Genomic DNA, 18,672 nt, shown 5'->3' with positions numbered 1-18,672 from the left:
CATCCTGGCCCGGACGCCCCGCGCGCACCGACCCGGTCAGCGCAGCGCGGACCAGCGGGCGCGGCGCTGCGCCTGCTCGGCGGGGTCGGGCACCGGCAGGGAGGCCAGCAGCCGCTGGGTGTAGGCGTCCTGCGGGTCGCCGAGCACCTGCTCACCGGTGCCCTCCTCGACCAGCCTCCCACGGTGCAGCACCGCGATGCGGTCGGCCAGCAGGTCGACCACGGCCAGGTCGTGGCTGATGAACAACGCCGCGAACCCGAACTCCCGCTGCAGCTCGTCGAACAGCTCCAGCACCCGGGCCTGCACCGAGACGTCGAGCGCCGAGGTGGGCTCGTCGGCGATCAGCAGCTCGGGCTGCAGGGCCAGCGCACGCGCCAGCGAGGCCCGCTGCCGCTGCCCGCCGGAGAGCTCGTGCGGGAACCGGTCGCCGAACTCCTTCGGCAGCTGCACCGCCTCCAGCAGCTCGTCGACGCGACCGCGGGCGTCGTCGGTGTCGCCGGCCCGCCCGTGCACCACGAGCGGCTCGGCCACGGCGTCGGCGATGGTGAGCAGCGGGTTGAAGCTGGTCGCGGGGTCCTGGAAGACGAACCCGAGCCGGCGGCGCACCGGGCGGAAGGCCTTCTCCTTGATGCCCGCGACCTCGGTGCCCAGCACCGTCAGCGAGCCGCCGGACACCGGGGTGAGGCCGGCGATGGCGCGGCCGATGGTGGACTTGCCGCTGCCGGACTCCCCCACCAGCCCGAGCACCTCGCCCGGCGCGATGGTGAAGGAGACGCCGTCCACCGCGGTGAAGTCGGGCTGGCGGAACCGGCCCGGGTAGACGATGCGGAGGTCGCGCGCGGTGACCACCGCTGGCTGGTCGGCCCAGCCCTCGGGACGGCGGGCGGCGCGGTCGCGGGCCCGCGCGGCACCCTGGCCGAGCCGCGGCACCGAGCCCAGCAGCTTCTTCGTGTAGTCCTGCTGCGGGTCGGCGAACAGCGTGGCGACGTCGGCGGTCTCCACCAGCTCGCCCTGGTACATGACGGCGACCCGGTCGGCGAGGTCGGCGACGACACCCATGTTGTGCGTGATCAGCACGATGGAGGCGCCGAACTCGTCGCGGCAGCGGCGCAGCAGGTCGAGGATCTCCGCCTGCACCGTGACGTCGAGGGCGGTGGTGGGCTCGTCGGCCACGATGACGCCGGCGTTGAGCGCCAGGGCCTGGGCGATGACGATGCGCTGCTTCTGGCCGCCGGAGAACTGGTGCGGGTAGTGGTCCACCCGCTCCTCGGGGTCGGGGATGCCGACGCGACGCAGCACGTCGACGGCGATCTCCCGGGCCTCGGCCTTGCCGACGTCGCCGTGCGCGCGCAGCCCCTCGGCGATCTGCCAGCCCACCGTGCGGACCGGGTTGAGCACGCTGCCCGGCTCCTGGAACACCATGGCGACGTCCCGGCCGCGCACGGCCCGCAGTTCGCGGCCGCCCAGGCCGACCACGTCGGCGGTCGCGGCGCCGTCCTTGCTGCGCAGCACCACCGCACCGCGGGTGAGGGCGGTCTCGGGCAGCAGGCCGAGCACGGTGCGCGCGGTGACGGTCTTGCCGCTGCCGGACTCCCCGACGATCGCCAGCACCTCACCGGGCCGCAGCTGCAGCGACACGCCCTTGACCGCGGCGACGTCCCCGCCGTCGGTGGCGAAGGTGACCCGCAGGTCGCGGATGTCGACGACGGGCTCGCTCATCGGGTCCCTCCCTCGGTGCCGGCGGCGATGCCGCCGCCCGGCTCGACGGCGACGTCGGCCGGCGGCGGGGTGTCGGCGGCCCGCCGGCGGCTGCGCAGCCGGGGGTCGGCCAGGTCGTTGAGGCTCTCCCCGACCAGGGTCAGCCCGAGCACGGTCAGCACGATCGCCGCGCCCGGGAAGATCGACGTCCACCAGATCCCGCTGGTGACGTCGGAGATCGAGCGGTTGAGGTCGTAGCCCCACTCGGCCGCGGCGGTGGGCTGGATGCCGAAGCCCAGGAAGCCCAGCCCGGCGAGGGTGAGGATCGCCTCGGAGGCGTTCAGGGTGACGATGAGCGGCAGCGACCGGGTGGCGTTGCGCAGCACGTGCCGGGTCATGATCCGCCAGGTGCCGGTGCCCACCACCCGCGCGGACTCCACGAACGCCTCGCTCTTGATCCGCACGGTCTCCGCGCGCACCACCCGGAAGTACTGCGGGATGAACACCACGGTGATCGAGATGGCCGCGGCGAGCACACCGCCGACCAGGCTGGACTGGCCGCCGCTGATCACGATGGCCGCGACGATGGCCAGCAGCAGCGACGGGAAGGCGTAGACGGCGTCGGCGATGACCACCAGCACCCGGTCCAGCCAGCCGCCGAGGTAGCCCGACACCAGGCCGAGCAGCACCCCGGCCACGATCGACAGCACGATGGCCACCACGATGACGAACAGCGCCGTCCGGGAGCCGTAGATGACCCGCGACAGCACGTCGTAGCCACCGACCGTCGTCCCGAGCAGGTGCTCGGCCGAGGGCGGCTGCTGGGCGCCGAAGGTGCCGTCCGGGCCGCGGAGCTGCCCGAAGCCGTAGGGCGCCAGCAGCGGGGCGAAGACCGCCGTGACGACGAGCAGGCCGGTGAGCACGAGGCCGGTGACGAGCATGCCGCGCTGCAGGCCGACGCTCTGCCGCAGCTGGTGGACGACGGGCAGCGAGCGCCACCCCCGACGGCGGCTCACGAGTACCTCACCCGGGGGTCGATGAGCGCGGCGACGACGTCGACCACGAAGTTGGTGAGCGCGACGATGACCGCCAGCAGCGCCACGATGCCCTGCACGGCCACGAAGTCACGTGCCTGCAGGTACTGCGACAGCTGGAAACCGAGCCCCCGCCACTCGAAGGTGGTCTCGGTGAGCACCGCACCCGAGAGGACCAGGGCGACCTGCAGGCCGATGACGGTGATGATCGGCACCAGGGCCGGCCGGTAGGCGTGCTTGCGCACGAGCCGGGGCTCGCTGACCCCGCGCGAGCGGGCGGCCTCGACGTAGCCCGAACCCAACGTGCCGATCATGTTGGTGCGCACCAGCCGGAGGAAGACACCGGCGGTGAGCAGACCCAGCGCGAGGGAGGGCAGGACGGCGTAGCGCAGCACCTCCAGCACCAGGTCCCCGTCGCCGGTGCTGATCGCGTCGACGAGGTAGATGCCGGTGTCCGCGCCGTTGCGGTTGAGCTGCAGCTGGCCGCGGGTGGAGATGCGACCGGCGACCGGCAACCACCCCAGCCACACCGAGAAGACCAGCTTGAGCAGCAGCCCGGCGAAGAAGACCGGGGTGGCGTAGCAGAAGATCGCGAAGAACCGCAGGACGGCGTCGGGGTACCGGTCACGCAGCCGGGCGGCGACCATGCCCAGCGGGATGCCCACGACCAGTGCCACGGCGACGGCGTACACCGCCAGCTCCAGGGTGGCCGCCCCGTAGGTGGTGAGCACCTCGGTGACCGGGCGCCGGTCGGACAGCGTGGTCCCGAAGTCGCCTTGCAGCAGGCTGCCGAGGTAGTCGAGGTACTGCACCAGCAGCGGGCGGTCGTAGCCGGCCTCGCGCACCCGCTCGGCCAGCTGGTCGGCCGGCAGCCGCCCGCCCAGCGCGGCGGTGATCGGGTCACCGGTGGTGCGCATGAGGAAGAAGACCGTGGTCACCAGGATGAACACGGTGGGGATGATCAGCAGCGCCCGGACCAGGAGGTAGCTGCCCAACCCGCTGCCGCGCCGGCGTCGGCGCACCGGGGACTCGGCCGCCGGGGCCGGGTCCTGGGTCGCGGTGGTCATGGGGTCCTGCTCATGCTGGTGCTCGCTCCTGGGTGGTGACGCGCGGGCGGCCCCGGGCCGCCCCGGTGAGGGGGCGACCCGGGGCCGGGTGCGACGGGTGGGTCAGCTGGCCGACAGCGCGCCGTACCGGAACTTGAAGGACGCGTCGAGGGTGTCCGACGCCCCCTCGACCCCGGAGCGGACGACCGCCACCTGCGAGCCCTGCAGGTAGGGCACCGTGGACAGGTCCTCGGCCACCGTCTGCTGGATCGTCTCGATCAGCTCGGTGCGGGCGTCGGCGTCCGGGGTGCTGGACTGCTGGACGATCATCTGGTCGACCTGGGCGTTGCTGTAGTGGTTGCCCAGGAAGCCGCCGTCGAGGAAGAACGGCGTCAGGTAGTTGTCGGCGTCGGAGTAGTCCGGGAACCAGCCCAGCTGGTAGGCCGGGTAGACGTCGGCGGTGCGGTCCTCGGTGTACTGCGTCCACTCGGTGGTCTGCAGGTCGACCTGGAACAGCCCGGTCGACTCGAGCTGGTTCTTGATCAGCGCGTACTCGTCACCGGAGCTGGGCCCGTAGTGGTCGTTGGAGTACTGCAGCGACAGCTGGACCGGGGTCTGCACGCCGGCGGCCTGCAGGGTCTGCGCCGCCTTGTCGGCGTCGGGCCCGCCGGACCCGTCGCCGTACAGCTCGCGGAGGGGCTCGACGGCACCGGTCAGGCCCTCGGGCACGTAGGAGTACAGCGGGGTGTAGGTGCCCCGGTACACCTGGTCGGCGATCTCCTCGCGGTCGATGAGGTCGGCGACGGCCTGCCGGACGGCGAGGGCCTTGGCCGGGTCGGCCTCGGCGGTGGTGGCGCCGTAGGGCTGGGTGTTGAAGTTGAAGACGACGTAGCGGATCTCCCCGCCCGGGCCGTCGACGACCTCGACGTCGTCGTTGCCGCGCAGGTCGTCGATGTCGGTGGCCGACAGGCTGCGGAAGGCGACGTCGATGTTGCCCTGCTCGATGTCGAGCTTGAGGTTGGAGGCGTCGGCGTAGTAGGTGACGTCGACGTTCTCGGTCTTCGGCGCGCCGAGCAGACCCTGGTAGTCCGGGTTGGCGGTGTAGGAGACCAGGCTGTTGACGTCGTAGTCGGTGATGACGTACGGCCCGGCGAAGGCGTTGCCGGCGACGATCTCGTCGTCGGGGGTCAGCGCGTCGGCGGAGAAGACGTCCTCGTCCACGATCGGGCCGGCCGGGCTCGAGAGGATCTGCGGGAAGACCTGGTCGTTCTCGGTCTTCAGGGTGAACACCACGGTGGTGTCGTCGGTGGCCTCGACCGAGTCGAGGTTGTAGAGCAGCGAGGCCGGCCCGTTTTGGTCGTTGATCGCCAGCTGGCGCTCGAAGGTGAAGACGACGTCGGAGCTGGTGAGCTCGTTGCCGTTGGCGAAGGTCAGGCCGTCCTTCAACGTCACCGTGTACTCGGTCGGCGAGGTGAACTCGGCGGACTCGGCGATGTCGGGCTCGACGTCGGGGCTGCCCAGCGGGGTGTTCAGCAGGAACGGGTAGACCTGGTTCATGACGGCGAACGAGCCGTTGTCGTACGAACCGGCCGGGTCGATCGTGGTGATCTTGTCGCTGGTGCCGATGAGCAACGAGTCGCCGTCACCGGAGCCACCGCCCCCGCCGGAGTCACCGCCGCCGCAGGCGGCCACGGAGAGGGCGGTCAGGGACGCGGCGGAGGCCGCGAGCACCCGGGTGGTTCGGCGCTGCATGCTGGAGGACCTGCTTCCTCGGCTGGTTCGAGCCGGACGTGCTGTCTGAGGGAGACGCGACCGCGGGACGAACTCCCGCCGACGGCGGGAGGAACACTAGGTCGTTGCCCCGGTCCACCTGTGCGGCCGCGCACCGATCGTCACCGGATCGAGACCTGACCGGCAGGATGGACCGCGTGAGCGCACAGCTGGGGCTCGGACTGGCCGCGGTGGGCCGCCCGGCCTACATCACCCTGGGCCGGGACGCCGACCTCCCGGCCGACCGGTCACCGGCGGCGCTGGAGGCCCGGGCGCACGAGCTGCTCGACGCCGCGGTCGGCCTGGGCATCGGCTGGGTGGACACCGCACGCTCGTACGGCCGCGCCGAGCAGTTCCTGGCGACCTGGCTCCCCGCGGCGCCCGGCGACGTGACGGTGTCGAGCAAGTGGGGCTACACCTACACCGCCGAGGACCCGGGCGTGGACGCCGACGAGGTCAAGACGCACGACCTGGCCACCTTCGACCGGCAGTGGGCCGAGTCCCGCGCCCTGCTCGGCGACCGCATCGACCTGTACCAGGTGCACTCGCTCACCCCCGACAGCCCGCTGTGGGCCGACGACGCCCTGCTGGCCCGGCTGGCCGAGGTGCGCGACGCCGGCACCCCGCTGGGCTTCTCCACCTCCGGCCCCCGGCAGGCCGACGCGGTGCGCCGGGGCGTGGCGCTGGAGGTCGGCGGCGCGCCGCTGTTCTCCGCCGTCCAGAGCACGTGGAACCTGCTGGAGACCTCGGTCGGCCCGGCACTCACCGAGGCCGCGGCGGCCGGGTTCCGGGTGCTGGTGAAGGAGGGCGTGGCCAACGGCCGGCTCACCGACCGCGGCCTGCCGGCCGACTCCCCCGTGCGGACGGCGGCCGCGGCGGCCGGGGTGGGTCCGGACGCCGTCGCGCTGGCCGCGGCGCTGGCCCGGCCGTGGGCCGACGTCGTGCTGTCCGGGGCGGCGACCACCGCGCAGCTGCGGTCCAACGCCGACGCCCGGGGGCTGGCCGTCGACCTCGGCGACTGGGCCGATGACCTGGCCGAGGACCCGGCCGACTACTGGGCGACCCGTTCGGCCCTGCCCTGGCGCTGACCGGTCGGCGTCAGCCCTCCTGCTTGCGCAGGCGCCGCCGCCCGTGCAGCACGGGCTCGGTGTAGCCCGAGGGCAGCTCGAGCCCACGGACGACGAGGTCGCGCGCGGCCAGGAACGCCTGCCCGTCGTACCCGGGGCCCATGGGCAGGTAGCCCTCGCCGGCCTGCTGGGCGTCGACGACGTCGGCCATGCGGCGCAGCGCCTCCTCGACCTCGTCGGCGGTGACCACGCCGTGCCGCACCCAGTTGGCGACGTGCTGGCTGGAGATGCGGCAGGTGGCGCGGTCCTCCATCAGCGCGGTGCCGTGGATGTCGGGCACCTTGGAGCAGCCGATGCCGTCGTCGACCCAGCGCTTCACGTAGCCCAGCACCCCCTGCAGGTTGTTCTCCAGCTCGGCGGTGCGCTCCTGCGCCGTCCAGTCGGCGTCCACGACGACCGGCAGCGTGAGCAGGTCGGCCAGCCGCGACCCGGCGCCGCGGGCGGCGATCTCCTCCTGCACCGCGGCGACGTCGACCTGGTGGTAGTGCAGCGCGTGCAGGGTGGCCGCCGTGGGTGAGGGCACCCAGGCGCAGTTCGCCCCCGCCCGCGGGTGGCCGACCTTGGCCTCGAGCATGGCGGCCATGTCGTCGGGGCGGGCCCACATGCCCTTGCCGATCTGGGCCTTGCCGCGCAGGCCGCAGGCCAGCCCGATGGCGACGTTCTGGTCCTCGTAGGCGTCGATCCAGGCGGTGTCGCGCATGTCGGCCTTGCGCACCATCGGGCCGGCGAGCATCGAGGTGTGCAGCTCGTCGCCGGTGCGGTCGAGGAAGCCGGTGTTGATGAAGGCGACCCGGCCGCTCGCGGCGGCGAGGCAGGCCGCGAGGTTGACCGAGGTGCGGCGCTCCTCGTCCATGATGCCGAGCTTGACGGTGCCGGTGGGCAGACCGAGGAGGGCCTCGGTGCGGGCCAGCAGCGCGTCGGTGAACGCGACCTCCTCGGGCCCGTGCATCTTGGGCTTCACCGTGTAGACCGCGCCGGTGCGCGAGTTGCGGTGCCGCCCGCGCTGCTGGACGTCGACCAGCCCGCACAGCGTGGTGACCACGGCGTCGACGATGCCCTCGGGGGCGTCCTCGCCGTCCAGGCGCACGGCGTCGGTGGTCATGAGGTGGCCCACCTGGCGCAGCCACAGCAGCGAGCGGCCGGGCAGCACGACCTCGCCGTCGGGGCCCTGCAGCACCCGGTCGGGGGCGAGCTCGCGCCGGAACGTGCGGCCGCCCTTGGTCACGTCCTCGGCGAGGGTGCCCTGCATGAGCTGCAGCCAGTTGCGGTAGCCGGCCACCTTGTCGGCGGCGTCGACCGCGGCGACGGAGTCCTCGAGGTCCATGATCGTGGTGACCGCGGCCTCGACGACGACGTCGGCCACCCCGGCGCGGTCCCGGCCCCCGACCGGACCGGCCCGGTCGACCACGACCTCGACGTGCAGCCCGTGGTGCACCAGCACGACCGCCTCGGGCGCCTCGTCCGCGCCGCGGTGGCCGACGAACGCCGACGGGTCGGCGAGGCCAACCGGGCCGCCGGGCAGCACCACCTCGACCGCGCCGTCGCGGACGGCGTAGCCCTCGGCATCGGCGTGCGAGCCGCGGGCCAGCGGGAACGTGTCGTCGAGGAAGCGCCGCACCCGGGCGACCACCTCGTCGCCGCGCACGGGGTTGTAGCTGGTCCCCTTCTCGCGTCCGTCGGCCTCGTCGAGGACGTCGGTGCCGTAGAGCGCGTCGTACAGGGAGCCCCACCGGGCGTTGGCGGCGTTGACCGCGAACCGGGCGTTGGTCAGCGGCACCACCAGCTGCGGACCGGCGATCACGGCCACCTCGGGGTCGACGCCGGAGGTGGTGACGGTGACCTGCGTCGGCGCGTCGACCAGGTAGCCGATGCCGCGCAGGAACTCCTCGTAGGCGCCGGCGTCGGCCACCGGGCCGGGGTGCTCGGTGTGCCACTCGTCGAGGGCCCACTGCAGCTCGGCGCGGCGCGCCAGCAGCCGGCGGTTGATCGGCACCAGGTCGCTCAGCAGGGCGGCGAACCCCGACCAGAACGCGTCCTCGTCGATGCCCGACCCCGGCAGCGCCTCGTCGCGCACGAAGGCGTGCAGCTCGGGGGCGATCTCCAGCCCGTGGACCTGCACTGCCTCGGTCACGTGGTGCTCCTCTTCCCGGTGGTCGGTGGTGCTGGGTCAGATGCGGCGGCGGCCCTCGAAGGCCCGGCCGAGGGTGACCTCGTCGGCGTACTCGAGGTCGCCGCCCACCGGCAGGCCGCTGGCCAGCCGCGAGACGGCCAGGCCCATCGGCGAGACCAGCCGGGCCAGGTACGCCGCGGTGGCCTCGCCCTCGAGGTTGGGGTCGGTGGCGATGATCAGCTCGGTGACCGAGCCGTCCATCAGGCGGCTCATCAGCTCCTTGACCTTGAGGTCGTCGGGGCCGATGCCCTCGATCGGGCTGATCGCGCCGCCCAGCACGTGGTAGCGGCCGCGGAACTCCCGGGTGCGCTCGATGGCCACGACGTCCTTGGGCTCCTCGACGACGCAGACGACGTCGAGGGTGCGCCGGGGATCGCGGCAGATGCGGCACTGGTCGGCCTCGGCCACGTTGAAGCAGATGCTGCAGAACCGCACCTCGGCCTGCACGCGCTGCAGCGACGCCACCAGCCGGCCGACGTCGGCGGCGTCGGCGGCCAGCAGGTGGAACGCGATGCGCTGGGCGCTCTTGGGGCCGACGCCCGGGAGCCGACCGAGCTCGTCGATCAGGTCCTGGACGGCGCCTTCGTACACGGGTGTCTTCCTCCTGGGTGGGGAGCGTGCGTCAGAAGCCGGGCAGGCCCATCCCGCCCATGCCCCCGGCCAGCGGACCCATGGTCTGCTGGGTGAGCTCGCCGGCGGCGCGGTTGGCGTCGCGCACGGCGGCCACGACCAGGTCCTGCAGCGTCTCGACGTCGTCGGGGTCGACCGCCTGCGGCGAGATGGCGATGGCCGTGAGCTCACCGCTGCCGGTCATGGTGGCGGTGACCATGCCGCCGCCGGCGCTGCCGGTGACCTCGGCCTGGGCCAGCTCCTCCTGCGCGGCGGCGAGCTGCTGCTGCATCTTCTGCGCCTGCTTCATCAACTGCTGCATGTCGGGCTGTCCACCGGGTCGCATGCCGACGAGGGTATGCGGTGGGTCCGACACGTCCCCGGGTCCACCACAGCACCCTCGCCGTCCCGGCCCCACCCAGCAAGCCCGCCCAGCCCGCCCAGCCCGCCCAGCGATGATCAGGGGCCCTGGTCGACGTCCGTCCCCTCGGCCAGATCTGGTGGCGGAGGACGGAGTTCGGTGGCGGAGGACGACGGGGCCCGGCCGCCCCGCGGTCAGCGACGGGGGCGGGACGGCTCGAACACGCAGGCCAGGTCGTCCTCGGAGGCCGGCACCGCGGCCAGCGGGGTGGGGGCGTCGCGACGCACGGCCAACCCGTCGAGCACCACGGTGACCAGGCGGTGCCGCAGGTCGGCCCGCTCGGGGCCGCCGACCCGGCCGAGCATGGCCACGACCAGGCCGAGGTCGAGCTCGCCGACGTCGGGGCGCAGCACCCCGGCCCGCTGGGCGTGCTGCACCAGGGACAGGACGGCGGGGCGCAGCCGGTCGCGTTCGCGGGCCACCCGCTCGTGCCCACGCCCCGCTGCGGCCAGCACCTCGGCCAGCCCCCGGTCGGCGGCCTGCGACTCGACGCCCCAGTGCAGGAACTCGCTGAGCCCCCGCCACGGGTCGGGGTCGGCGGCTGCCTCCTCGGCGCGGGCGACCACGACGTCGATCTCCTGCTCGAAGAGGGCCTCGACCAGGTCCCTCCGCTCGGGGAACCGGCGGTACACCGTGCCCACCCCGACCCCCGCCACCCGGGCGATCTCGTCGAACCCCGCGTCGAGGCCGTGCGAGGCGAACACCTGCCGCGCCGCGTCGAGGATGAGTCCGCGGTTGCGCTCGGCGTCCCGGCGCAGCGGCCGCGCACCCTCCCTGTTCGCCGGCGTGACGGAGGACATGCACCCGATCGTAACCGAAGCGGAACAACTTCTCCGCTTCGGTTGCTACGGTCGCCGGTGAACCGGAAAGGCCGTTCCACTTCGTTCGGAGGACGCATGACCAGCAGGACCGACGCCGACCACGGCACCCGTGCCGCGGACCCGGCCCCGGGGGGCGATCCCCGCCGCTGGCTCGTGCTGGGGGTGGTCGCGATCGCCCAGCTGATGGTGGTGCTCGACGCCACGATCGTGAACATCGCCCTGCCCACCGCGCAGGCCGACCTCGGCTTCGGCGACGACAGCCGGCAGTGGATCGTCACCGCCTACGCCCTCGCCTTCGGCTCCCTGCTGCTGGTGGGCGGGCGGCTGGCCGACCTCGTGGGGCGCAAGCCCGTCTTCCTGGTCGGGCTGGTCGGCTTCGCACTGGCCTCGGCGGTGGGCGGCGCGGCCGACGGCTTCGGCACCCTGGTCGCCGCCCGCGGCGCGCAGGGTGTCTTCGGCGCCCTGCTGGCACCCGCGGCGCTGTCGCTGCTGACCGTCACCTTCACCGAGGGTCGCGAGCGCGGTCGCGCGTTCGCCGTCTTCGGGGCCATCTCCGGCGCCGGCGGGGCCATCGGGCTGATCCTGGGCGGGGCGCTCACCGAGTACCTGTCGTGGCGGTGGTGCCTGTACGTGAACGTGCCCATCGCGGTCGTCGCCGTCGTCGGCGCGCTGCTGTTCCTGCCCCGTCGCAGCTCCCGCGCCGAGGGCGCCCCCGGCCTCGACGTGCCGGGCGCCCTGCTGAGCGTCGCCGGCCTGGTCGCGCTGGTCTACGGGCTGGCCAGCGCCGAGACCGACGGCTGGTCGGCCGGGTCGACGCTGGGCTTCATCGCCCTGGGGGTCGTGCTGCTCGCAGCCTTCGTGCTGGTCGAGACCCGTGTAGCGCACCCGCTGCTGCCGATGCGCGTGGTCACCGACCGGGCCCGCGGCGGGGCGTTCCTGGCGGTGGGCATCGTCGGGGCCGGCATGTTCGGCGTGTTCCTCTTCCTCACCTACTACCTGTCCACCGTGCTGGGCTACGAGCCGTTGCCCACCGGGGTGGCGTTCATGCCGCTGATCGTCGGCATCACGTTCTCGGCGCAGACGTCGCCGGCGCTGGTCGCCCGCATCGGGGTCAAGGTGCCGGTGGCGGCCGGCTTCGCGGTCGGTGCGCTGGGGCTGCTCGTCTTCACCACCCTCGGGGTGGACAGCGGCTACTGGACGCACGTCTTCCCCGGCCTGGTGGTGACCGGCCTGGGCATCGGCCTGGTGATCGCGCCGGCCTTCAGTGCGGCCACCATGGGCGTGCAGGCCGCCGACGCCGGGGTCGCCTCAGCGGCGGTGAACACCTTCCAGCAGGTCGGCGGGTCGATCGCGACCGCGGTGCTGTCCGCCCTGGCCGCGGCGGCGGCGAGCGACGCCCTGGTCGGGGTCGACCCGGGCGACCCGGCGGCCCTCCTGCAGGCCTCGGTGTCCAGCTACACCACGGTGTTCGCGTGGTCGGCCGGCATCTTCGCCGCCGGCGCGGTGGTGTGCGGCCTGCTGCTCCCCCACGGCGCGGTGCAGGAGGACCCCGACGCCGCCCCGGTCCTCGCGCACTGACCTCACCCGGCCGACCCGGGCCGGTGCGGGCGTGGTGGGTGCGCACTCCGGGTGAGGACTGCGCAGCCACCACGCCCGACCAGGCCGCCCGACCCTGATCCTGAGGCGTCGGTCGACGAGGCCGGCTGGGCGGAGGTCAGCTGTCGACGGGGTGGGCGCCGAGCTGGGCGCGCAGCAGCTGCAGCGCGGCCTGCTCGGGGTCGACCGGGGGCGGGGCGTCGCGGTGGTCACCGGCATCGGCGGCCCGCTCGGCCATCAGCTCGTCGGCCTCCGCGCTCTGCGCGGCGTACTGGGCGCGCCGGGTCTCCTGCGGCGTCGGAGGCGGACCCTGCGGAGCGCTGCGGCCGGGGCTGGGCGCACCGTCGCCGCCGTCGACCACCGTGGCCACCCGCCAGCGCACCCCGAGCAGCTCGTTCAACGCCTCGCGGATGACGTCCTTGTTGAGGTCGTCGCCCAACCGGCGGGACAGCGCCGGCGAGGTGGTCGACAGCGTCAGCACCCCCGCCGTCAGGTCGTGCACCTGGGCGTTCTTCAGCAGCGCCTCGGTGGTGCGCTTGTGCCGCTTCACCACCCCGAGCAGCTCGGGCCAGATGCGCCGGACGTCGACGGTGGTCAGCTCGCCGTCGTCGGCCGGCTGGTCGGGCGGGTTGGCGGACACCAGCGGCGTGGGCTCGCCTCCGCGGGGGGCGGGCGCGGACTCCGCGGCCGCGCGCGGTGCCGGCTCCTGCTCGGTGGACGTCGACGGTGCCGGGGCGGCGACCGGGGCGGCGGCCTGTGCGGGTGCGGCCGGCCGCGCAGGTGCTGGTCGGCTCGGGGGCGACCAGTCCTCGTCGTCGGTGGGCTCGGGGGGCAGCGGGATGTCGGGTTCGCCGGTGGACGCGCGCGGGTGGCTGCGCACGCCGGGCGGGTCGGCAGCGGACGGGGCGCCAGCCGGTCGGTCGGCGGCCGGCCGCTCCGCCGAGCCGCCCTGCGGTGCGCCACCACCGGCCGTCCCCGAGGCGGTGGCCGGCGACCCGGCGGGCGCGGTGGCGCGGGGTGCCGGGGACCCGGGCGCGGCGATCTCGGGCCACCCGTCGACCTCGGCGGGCGCAGCGGTCTGTGCGGGCTGGGCCGGGGCTGAACCGGGCGCGGCCGAACCGGGCACAGCCGAACCGGGCGCGGCGATCTCGGGCCAGTCGTCGTCGGCCGGGGCCGCGGCCGCACGCCCGCCGTCCGCCCCGCCGGACGGCGACGTGCCCGACGGACCACCGGACGGCGACGTGCCCGACGGGCCACCGGACGACGCGGGGGTCGACGCGGGGCCGGACGACGCGGGGCCGGACGACGCGGGGCCGGACGACGCGGGGCCGGACGTTCCAACGGATCGCGCAGCGTCGTCGGGCGGCGCGGCGGCCTGGCCGGCGGCAGGTCGGTCGGACCCCGTCGCCGCATCGGCCTGGTCCGGCGCCGGCTCGCGCCGCGCCGGCGCTCGGGTCGCCGGTTCCTGCCGTGCGGCGTCCTGCCGTGCAGCGTCCTGAGGCGCAGCGTTGTGAGGCGCGGCGTCCTGCCGTGCAGCGTCCTGAGGCGCAGCGTTGTGAGGCGCAGCGTCCCGGGGCGGAGCGTCCTGGCGGGCGGGCTCCTGACGAGCCTGGGACGGCCGGACGTACTCCCGCCGCGCCGGGCTCTCCGTCCGCCCGCCCGGACGGTCAGCGGGGGCAGCAGGTGGCACCGCGGCCGGCGCAGCCCGACCCGGCACCGGGTCGGCGACCGGCGCACCGGTGTGCTCACCGGCGATGGACAGCCGGCGCTCGAGGCGCTCGAGCCGCTGCAGGGTGGCTGCGGCCGAGCCGTCGACGCCGGGCAGGAGCATGCGGGCGCACACCAGCTCGAGCAGCAGCCGGGGCGCGGTGGTGCCGCGCATCTCGGTGAGGCCCGCGTGGACGGTGTCGGCCAGCCGCGACAGCGATGCCTGGCCCAGCGCCGAGGCCTGCCGGCTCATCAGGTCGAGCCGGTCGGGCGGGCAGTCGAGCAGGCCGTTGCCGCCGGCCTCGGGCACGGCGTCGAGCACGATGAGGTCGCGCAGCCGGTCGAGCAGGTCGGTGGCGAAGCGGCGGGGGTCGTGCCCGGCCTCCACGACGCGGTCGACGGCCTGGAACACCCCGGGGGCGTCGTGGGCGGCCAGCGCGTCGACCGTCTCGTCGAGCAGCGCGTCGTCGGTGACGCCGAGCAGCCCGACCGCGGTGCGGTAGGTGACGCCCTCGGGCCCCGCCCCGGCCAGCAGCTGGTCGAGGATGGACAGCGAGTCGCGCACCGAGCCACCACCGGCCCGCACCACGAGCGGGAACACGGTGGGCTCGACCACGACGCCCTCCCGCTCGCAGGTGCTCTCCAGCAGCTGCCGCAGCGTGGCCGGGGGCACCAGCCGGAACGGGTAGTGGTGGGTGCGGGACCGGATGGTCGGCAGCACCTTCTCGGGTTCGGTGGTCGCGAAGACGAACACCAGGAACTCGGGCGGCTCCTCGACCACCTTGAGCAGGGCGTTGAAGCCCTGCGTGGTGACCATGTGCGCCTCGTCGACGATGTAGACCTTGAAGCGGCTGTGCACCGGGGCGAAGAACGCGCGCTCCCGGAGGTCGCGGGCGTCGTCGACACCGCCGTGGCTGGCCGCGTCGATCTCGATGACGTCGATGGACCCCGGGCCGTCGGGGGCGAGCGCGACGCACGAGGTGCAGACGCCGCACGGCGTCGACGTCGGGCCCTGCTCGCAGTTGAGCGACCGGGCGAGGATGCGCGCCGACGACGTCTTGCCGCACCCGCGCGGCCCGCTGAAGAGGTAGGCGTGGTTGATCCGCCCGGCGTCGACGGCGTTGACCAGGGGGGCGGTGACGTGCTCCTGCCCGACCACCTCGGCGAAGGTCGCCGGGCGGTACTTGCGGTAGAGCGCCAATGCCACGACCCGAGGCTACTGGCCACCACCGACATCCCCGGCCGACCCGTCGGCACCCCGCTCGGTGCCGACGGACCGCGGTCGGGTGGCTACTGCGTGAGGGAGAGGAAGAACTCGATCGAGCCGGTGTCCTCGACCGAGACGAAACCCAGGTTCGGCGGGGTGACGTCGTAGTCGGCGAAGGTCACCGGGATCGAGCCCGACGCCTGGACGCCGTCGGCGGTGCGCACGACGGAGAGGTCGACGGTCACCTGCTGGGTGACCCCGCGCACGGTCAACGACCCGGCGACCGGGACCGTGACCGGGGTGCCGGTGAGCTCGGGCAGGTCGACGCCCTGGTCGACGGCGAAGGTCGCGGTGGGGAACTGCCCGACGTCCATGACCTCGTCGCGGAAGTAGGCGTCGCGCCGGTCGCTGTCGGTGGCGACGGAGGCGAGGTCGACCTCGACGTCGGCCGAGGCCAGGTCGCCGTCGGCGACCACCAGCGACCCGGACACCTGGTCGGTGGTGCCCGCGACGGTGACGTCGGCGCCGTTGAGCACCTCGTCGACCCGGTAGCCGGCCGTCGAGCCGGGCCCGACGGTCCAGGTGCCGTCGGTGGCCTCGACCAGCGGCGCGTCGGACTCCTGGACCTGCACGGTGCGGGCCGGGGCGGCGTCCTCCTGGAGCGCGGCGTAGACCAGCGGCCCGGCGACGGCCCCGACCACGACGACCCCGGCCACGCTCCCGGCGACGATCCACGTACGGCGACTCGGCATGCGGCGCGCTCCCCTGCTTGAAGGTTCATACAGTGTCGCAGTCGAACCCATGACGCAGCTGTGAGTCCTGGCAACGGGGCACGACGCACTGGGGTTCCCCGGGAACGCAGGGACCCCCCGCACACCCGCCAGAGCCCGCTTATCCTTGCTGCCTTCCGGCCCTGGGGAGGTTCACAGGTTGACGCCGCACGAGGGGTCTGCTGGAGAGTCTAGAGGACGCCCCGGGCCCGAGGACCCGGGGCCGCCGATGTGCGGAGGATGGGAGATTCGAACTCCCGAGGGCTTGCACCCAACCCGCTTTCCAAGCGAGCGCCATAGGCCACTAGGCGAATCCTCCAACGTGCGCCGGTCAGACTACCGGCCCGCGGCTCCCCGCTGGTGGGCACCCCGCCGAACCGGCGCGAGCGGTGGCGCGTGCGCGCGACCCGGGCTGCGCGGGGCACCACGAGGTGGTGGGCAACGGGCCGCGTGACCGGCCCGCCGGTAGCGTCGTCCCGGTGACCGACCCCGCGGACGTCGGGCCCGGGTACCGGGTCGCCGGCCGCTACCGTCTCTCCGCCCGCATCGGCGGGGGCGGCATGGGCGCCGTCTGGCTGGGCACCGACGAGCGGCTGGGCCGGGAGGTCGCCGTCAAGCAGCTGGTGATCCCGGTCGGCACCACGCCCGAGGTCGCCGCCGAGCAGCGCGCCCGGACGATGCGTGAGGGGCGCATCGCGGCCCGCGTGCACCACCCGCACGCGATCAGCGTCTACGACGTCGCCGACGACGCCGGCGTCCCGTGGCTGGTCATGGAGCACCTGCCCTCCCGCAGCCTGGCCGCGGTGCTCTCGGCCGACGGGGTGCTGCCCGTCCAGCAGGTCGCCCAGATCGGCGCGCAGCTGGCCGACGCCCTGGTGGCCACGCACGCGGCCGGCATCGTGCACCGCGACGTGAAACCGGGCAACGTGCTGGTGGGCCGCGGCGAGCGGCTCGAGGGCCTGGTGAAGATCACCGACTTCGGCATCTCCCACGCCACGGGCGACGTCCGGCTGACCCAGACCGGCATGGTGACCGGCACCCCGGCCTACCTGTCCCCCGAGGTCGCCCGCGGCGAGGAGCCGGGCCCGGCCGGTGACGTGTGGTCGCTCGGCGCCACCCTCTTCACCGCACTGGAGGGCCAGCCCCCCTTCGGCAGCAGCGGCAACTCCCTCGAGCAGCTGTACCGGGTGGCCGCGGGGCAGCCGGGCCGCCCGGTGCGCTCGGGTGCGCTCACCCCCGTGCTGGAGCGCATGCTCACCACGGACCCCGCCGCGCGCCCGTCGATGGGCGAGGTGCGCGACACGCTGGCCCGCATCGCCGCGGGGTCCGACGGCGACGTCACCGCGGTCATGACCGCGCGCACCCCGCTGCGCCCCGTCCCCCCGCCGCCGCGGGACCCCACCCGCACCGACCTGCCGGCCGCGGGGGCGCGCCCGGGGACGTCGTCCCGGCCGGTCGTGGCGGACCGCCCGGCCGCACCGGCGCGCCGGGCGGCGCGGCGGCCGGCCATCGCGGCCGGCGTCGTGGTGCTGCTCCTGCTCGTCGGCGGCGGTACGTGGTGGGCCACCCGCGGCACCGACGGCCCGACGACGGCCTCCCCGACCCCGACCACCACCTCGGTGGCCGCGCCGCCGGCCGATGCCCCGGTGCCGACCACCACCGGGCAGACCACCCCCGAGCAGACCACGGCACCGACCACCCCCGCCCCCACCGAGGCGCCCACCGGTCAGCCCGAGGTGGTCACCGCCGCCGAGGTGTCCCAGGCGATCACCGACTACTACGCCCTGCTGCCCGACGACCCGAGGGACGCCTACCGACTGACCGGCCCCACCCTGCAGGGCGTCATCAGCGAGAAGGGGTACCGGGACTTCTGGAAGCAGTTCGACGACGTCGTGCTCGGCCCGGTCACCGCCACCGACGGCTCACTGGTGGCCACGGCCCAGGTGACGTTCGTGGAGGACGACGAGGACGACGGCGGGGAGCAGGTCGAGCAGCACCGGTTCACCCTCGTCGAGGGCCCCGACGGCCGACTGCTCGTGGACGAGGACATCGCGGTATGAGACGACGCGAGGGCGGCACCCGTGATCAGGTGCCGCCCTCGCGTGCTGGCGGTGGCGGTGGGATTTGAACCCACGGAGGCTTTTACACCTCACCCGCTTTCGAGGCGGGACCCTTCGGCCGCTCGGACACGCCACCGTCGAGCAGACTACAGGCCCCGCTTCGCCCGGAAGAAGGCACGTAGCAGCGCGCCGCACTCCTCCTCCCGGATCCCGGCCACGACCTCGGGCCGGTGGTTGAGCCGGCGGTCGCGGACGACGTCCCACAGCGACCCGGCGGCCCCGGCCTTGGGGTCGTGCGCCCCGTAGACGACCCGCCCCACCCGCGACAGGACGGCGGCCCCCGCGCACATCGTGCAGGGCTCCAGCGTCACCACCAGGGTCGCGCCGGTGAGCCGCCAACCGTCGCCGTGCACGCGGGCGGCGGCGCGCAGGGCCAGCACCTCGGCGTGCGCGGTGGGGTCGCCGACCTTCTCCCGCTCGTTGGCCGCCTCGGCCAGCACGGCGCCGTCCGGCCCGAGGACGACGGCCCCGATGGGCGTGTCACCCCATCCTGCCGCCTCGGCCGCCAGCTCCAGCGCCCGCGCCATCCCGGCATCCCATTCCGTGGCTTCAGCCTGCACGGTTCCACCTGCGCGA

General features: G+C 74.4%; 14 protein-coding genes, 2 tRNA genes and 1 other RNA gene. 3 read left to right on the top strand and 14 right to left on the bottom strand.

Annotation, left to right across the window (positions count from 1 at the left end; translation table 11 throughout):
• Window positions 1-36 precede the first annotated feature (36 nt).
• The 4 genes from TEK04_RS16150 to TEK04_RS16135 all read right to left on the bottom strand — a co-directional run bounded on the left by TEK04_RS16150 (window position 37) and on the right by TEK04_RS16135 (window position 5,530).
• Window positions 37-1,719, bottom strand: a complete 1,683-nt coding sequence (locus tag TEK04_RS16150; RefSeq protein WP_336405377.1) for a dipeptide ABC transporter ATP-binding protein — start codon at window positions 1,717-1,719, stop codon at window positions 37-39.
• Window positions 1,716-2,714: an ABC transporter permease gene (locus tag TEK04_RS16145; RefSeq protein WP_336405376.1), complete on the bottom strand. Its 999-nt coding sequence runs from the start codon at window positions 2,712-2,714 to the stop codon at window positions 1,716-1,718. Before TEK04_RS16145 ends, TEK04_RS16150 begins: the two co-directional genes overlap by 4 nt.
• Window positions 2,711-3,799 (bottom strand): ABC transporter permease, encoded by a 1,089-nt coding sequence (locus TEK04_RS16140; protein ID WP_336405375.1) that lies wholly within the window; start codon window positions 3,797-3,799, stop codon window positions 2,711-2,713. Before TEK04_RS16140 ends, TEK04_RS16145 begins: the two co-directional genes overlap by 4 nt.
• Before the next feature lie 102 nt (window positions 3,800-3,901).
• Window positions 3,902-5,530, bottom strand: coding sequence for an ABC transporter substrate-binding protein (locus tag TEK04_RS16135; RefSeq protein WP_336405374.1), 1,629 nt, complete (start codon window positions 5,528-5,530; stop codon window positions 3,902-3,904).
• 176 nt (window positions 5,531-5,706) lie between these two features.
• On the opposite strand from TEK04_RS16135, the gene TEK04_RS16130 reads away from it, so the two are divergent.
• Window positions 5,707-6,636: an aldo/keto reductase gene (locus tag TEK04_RS16130; protein WP_336405373.1), complete on the top strand. Its 930-nt coding sequence runs from the start codon at window positions 5,707-5,709 to the stop codon at window positions 6,634-6,636.
• A gap of 10 nt (window positions 6,637-6,646) precedes the next feature.
• Here TEK04_RS16130 and TEK04_RS16125 read toward each other — a convergent pair whose 3' ends face one another.
• The 4 genes from TEK04_RS16125 to TEK04_RS16110 all read right to left on the bottom strand — a co-directional run bounded on the left by TEK04_RS16125 (window position 6,647) and on the right by TEK04_RS16110 (window position 10,675).
• Window positions 6,647-8,806: a malate synthase G gene (locus TEK04_RS16125; RefSeq protein WP_336405372.1), complete on the bottom strand. Its 2,160-nt coding sequence runs from the start codon at window positions 8,804-8,806 to the stop codon at window positions 6,647-6,649.
• A 36-nt stretch (window positions 8,807-8,842) separates the two neighbouring features.
• Complete coding sequence (gene recR / locus TEK04_RS16120) at window positions 8,843-9,436, bottom strand: recombination mediator RecR (RefSeq protein WP_336405371.1); 594 nt, start codon at window positions 9,434-9,436, stop codon at window positions 8,843-8,845.
• Between the two features lie 31 nt (window positions 9,437-9,467).
• Window positions 9,468-9,800 (bottom strand): YbaB/EbfC family nucleoid-associated protein, encoded by a 333-nt coding sequence (locus TEK04_RS16115; RefSeq protein WP_336405370.1) that lies wholly within the window; start codon window positions 9,798-9,800, stop codon window positions 9,468-9,470.
• 209 nt (window positions 9,801-10,009) lie between these two features.
• On the bottom strand, window positions 10,010-10,675 hold the full coding sequence (locus TEK04_RS16110; RefSeq protein ID WP_336405369.1) for a TetR/AcrR family transcriptional regulator: 666 nt from the start codon (window positions 10,673-10,675) through the stop codon (window positions 10,010-10,012).
• Window positions 10,676-10,771: 96 nt separating this feature from the next.
• Between TEK04_RS16110 and TEK04_RS16105 the strand changes: the two genes are divergently transcribed.
• Window positions 10,772-12,274, top strand: a complete 1,503-nt coding sequence (locus TEK04_RS16105; protein ID WP_336405368.1) for an MFS transporter — start codon at window positions 10,772-10,774, stop codon at window positions 12,272-12,274.
• Window positions 12,275-12,410: 136 nt separating this feature from the next.
• Here TEK04_RS16105 and TEK04_RS16100 read toward each other — a convergent pair whose 3' ends face one another.
• The 4 genes from TEK04_RS16100 to TEK04_RS16085 form a co-directional block, all read right to left on the bottom strand.
• A complete protein-coding gene (locus TEK04_RS16100; protein ID WP_336405367.1) occupies window positions 12,411-15,206 on the bottom strand; it encodes a DNA polymerase III subunit gamma and tau in 2,796 nt (931 codons plus the stop codon).
• A gap of 83 nt (window positions 15,207-15,289) precedes the next feature.
• Complete coding sequence (locus TEK04_RS16095) at window positions 15,290-15,958, bottom strand: YceI family protein (RefSeq protein ID WP_336405366.1); 669 nt, start codon at window positions 15,956-15,958, stop codon at window positions 15,290-15,292.
• 105 nt (window positions 15,959-16,063) lie between these two features.
• Window positions 16,064-16,159: signal recognition particle sRNA small type (ffs, locus tag TEK04_RS16090), an RNA gene on the bottom strand.
• A gap of 51 nt (window positions 16,160-16,210) precedes the next feature.
• Window positions 16,211-16,295 (bottom strand) — tRNA-Ser (locus TEK04_RS16085).
• Between the two features lie 160 nt (window positions 16,296-16,455).
• On the opposite strand from TEK04_RS16085, the gene TEK04_RS16080 reads away from it, so the two are divergent.
• Window positions 16,456-18,036, top strand: coding sequence for a serine/threonine-protein kinase (locus TEK04_RS16080; protein WP_336405365.1), 1,581 nt, complete (start codon window positions 16,456-16,458; stop codon window positions 18,034-18,036).
• Window positions 18,037-18,082: 46 nt separating this feature from the next.
• Here the strand turns inward: TEK04_RS16080 and TEK04_RS16075 are convergent.
• Both TEK04_RS16075 and TEK04_RS16070 read right to left on the bottom strand, forming a co-directional pair.
• Window positions 18,083-18,172: transfer RNA gene (locus TEK04_RS16075), tRNA-Ser, on the bottom strand.
• Window positions 18,173-18,182: 10 nt separating this feature from the next.
• Window positions 18,183-18,656: a nucleoside deaminase gene (locus TEK04_RS16070; RefSeq protein WP_336405364.1), complete on the bottom strand. Its 474-nt coding sequence runs from the start codon at window positions 18,654-18,656 to the stop codon at window positions 18,183-18,185.
• Window positions 18,657-18,672: the final 16 nt, after the last annotated feature.

It is taken from the genome of Klenkia sesuvii (assembly GCF_037083825.1).
GTDB lineage: Bacteria > Actinomycetota > Actinomycetes > Mycobacteriales > Geodermatophilaceae > Klenkia > Klenkia sesuvii.
The sequence above is the reverse complement of the archived record's forward strand: the minus strand, read 5'-3'. Positions and strand labels throughout refer to the sequence as shown.

Excerpts from the sequence above, each read along its gene's own strand:
- TEK04_RS16140 (WP_336405375.1), bottom strand. The coding sequence starts at position 3,799 with ATGACCACCGCGACCCAGGACCCGGCCCCGGCGGCCGAGTCCCCGGTG.
- TEK04_RS16135 (WP_336405374.1), bottom strand. The coding sequence starts at position 5,530 with ATGCAGCGCCGAACCACCCGGGTGCTCGCGGCCTCCGCCGCGTCCCTG.
- TEK04_RS16105 (WP_336405368.1), top strand. The coding sequence starts at position 10,772 with ATGACCAGCAGGACCGACGCCGACCACGGCACCCGTGCCGCGGACCCG.
- TEK04_RS16110 (WP_336405369.1), bottom strand. The coding sequence starts at position 10,675 with ATGTCCTCCGTCACGCCGGCGAACAGGGAGGGTGCGCGGCCGCTGCGC.
- TEK04_RS16095 (WP_336405366.1), bottom strand. The coding sequence starts at position 15,958 with ATGCCGAGTCGCCGTACGTGGATCGTCGCCGGGAGCGTGGCCGGGGTC.
- TEK04_RS16150 (WP_336405377.1), bottom strand. The coding sequence starts at position 1,719 with ATGAGCGAGCCCGTCGTCGACATCCGCGACCTGCGGGTCACCTTCGCC.
- TEK04_RS16115 (WP_336405370.1), bottom strand. The coding sequence starts at position 9,800 with ATGCGACCCGGTGGACAGCCCGACATGCAGCAGTTGATGAAGCAGGCG.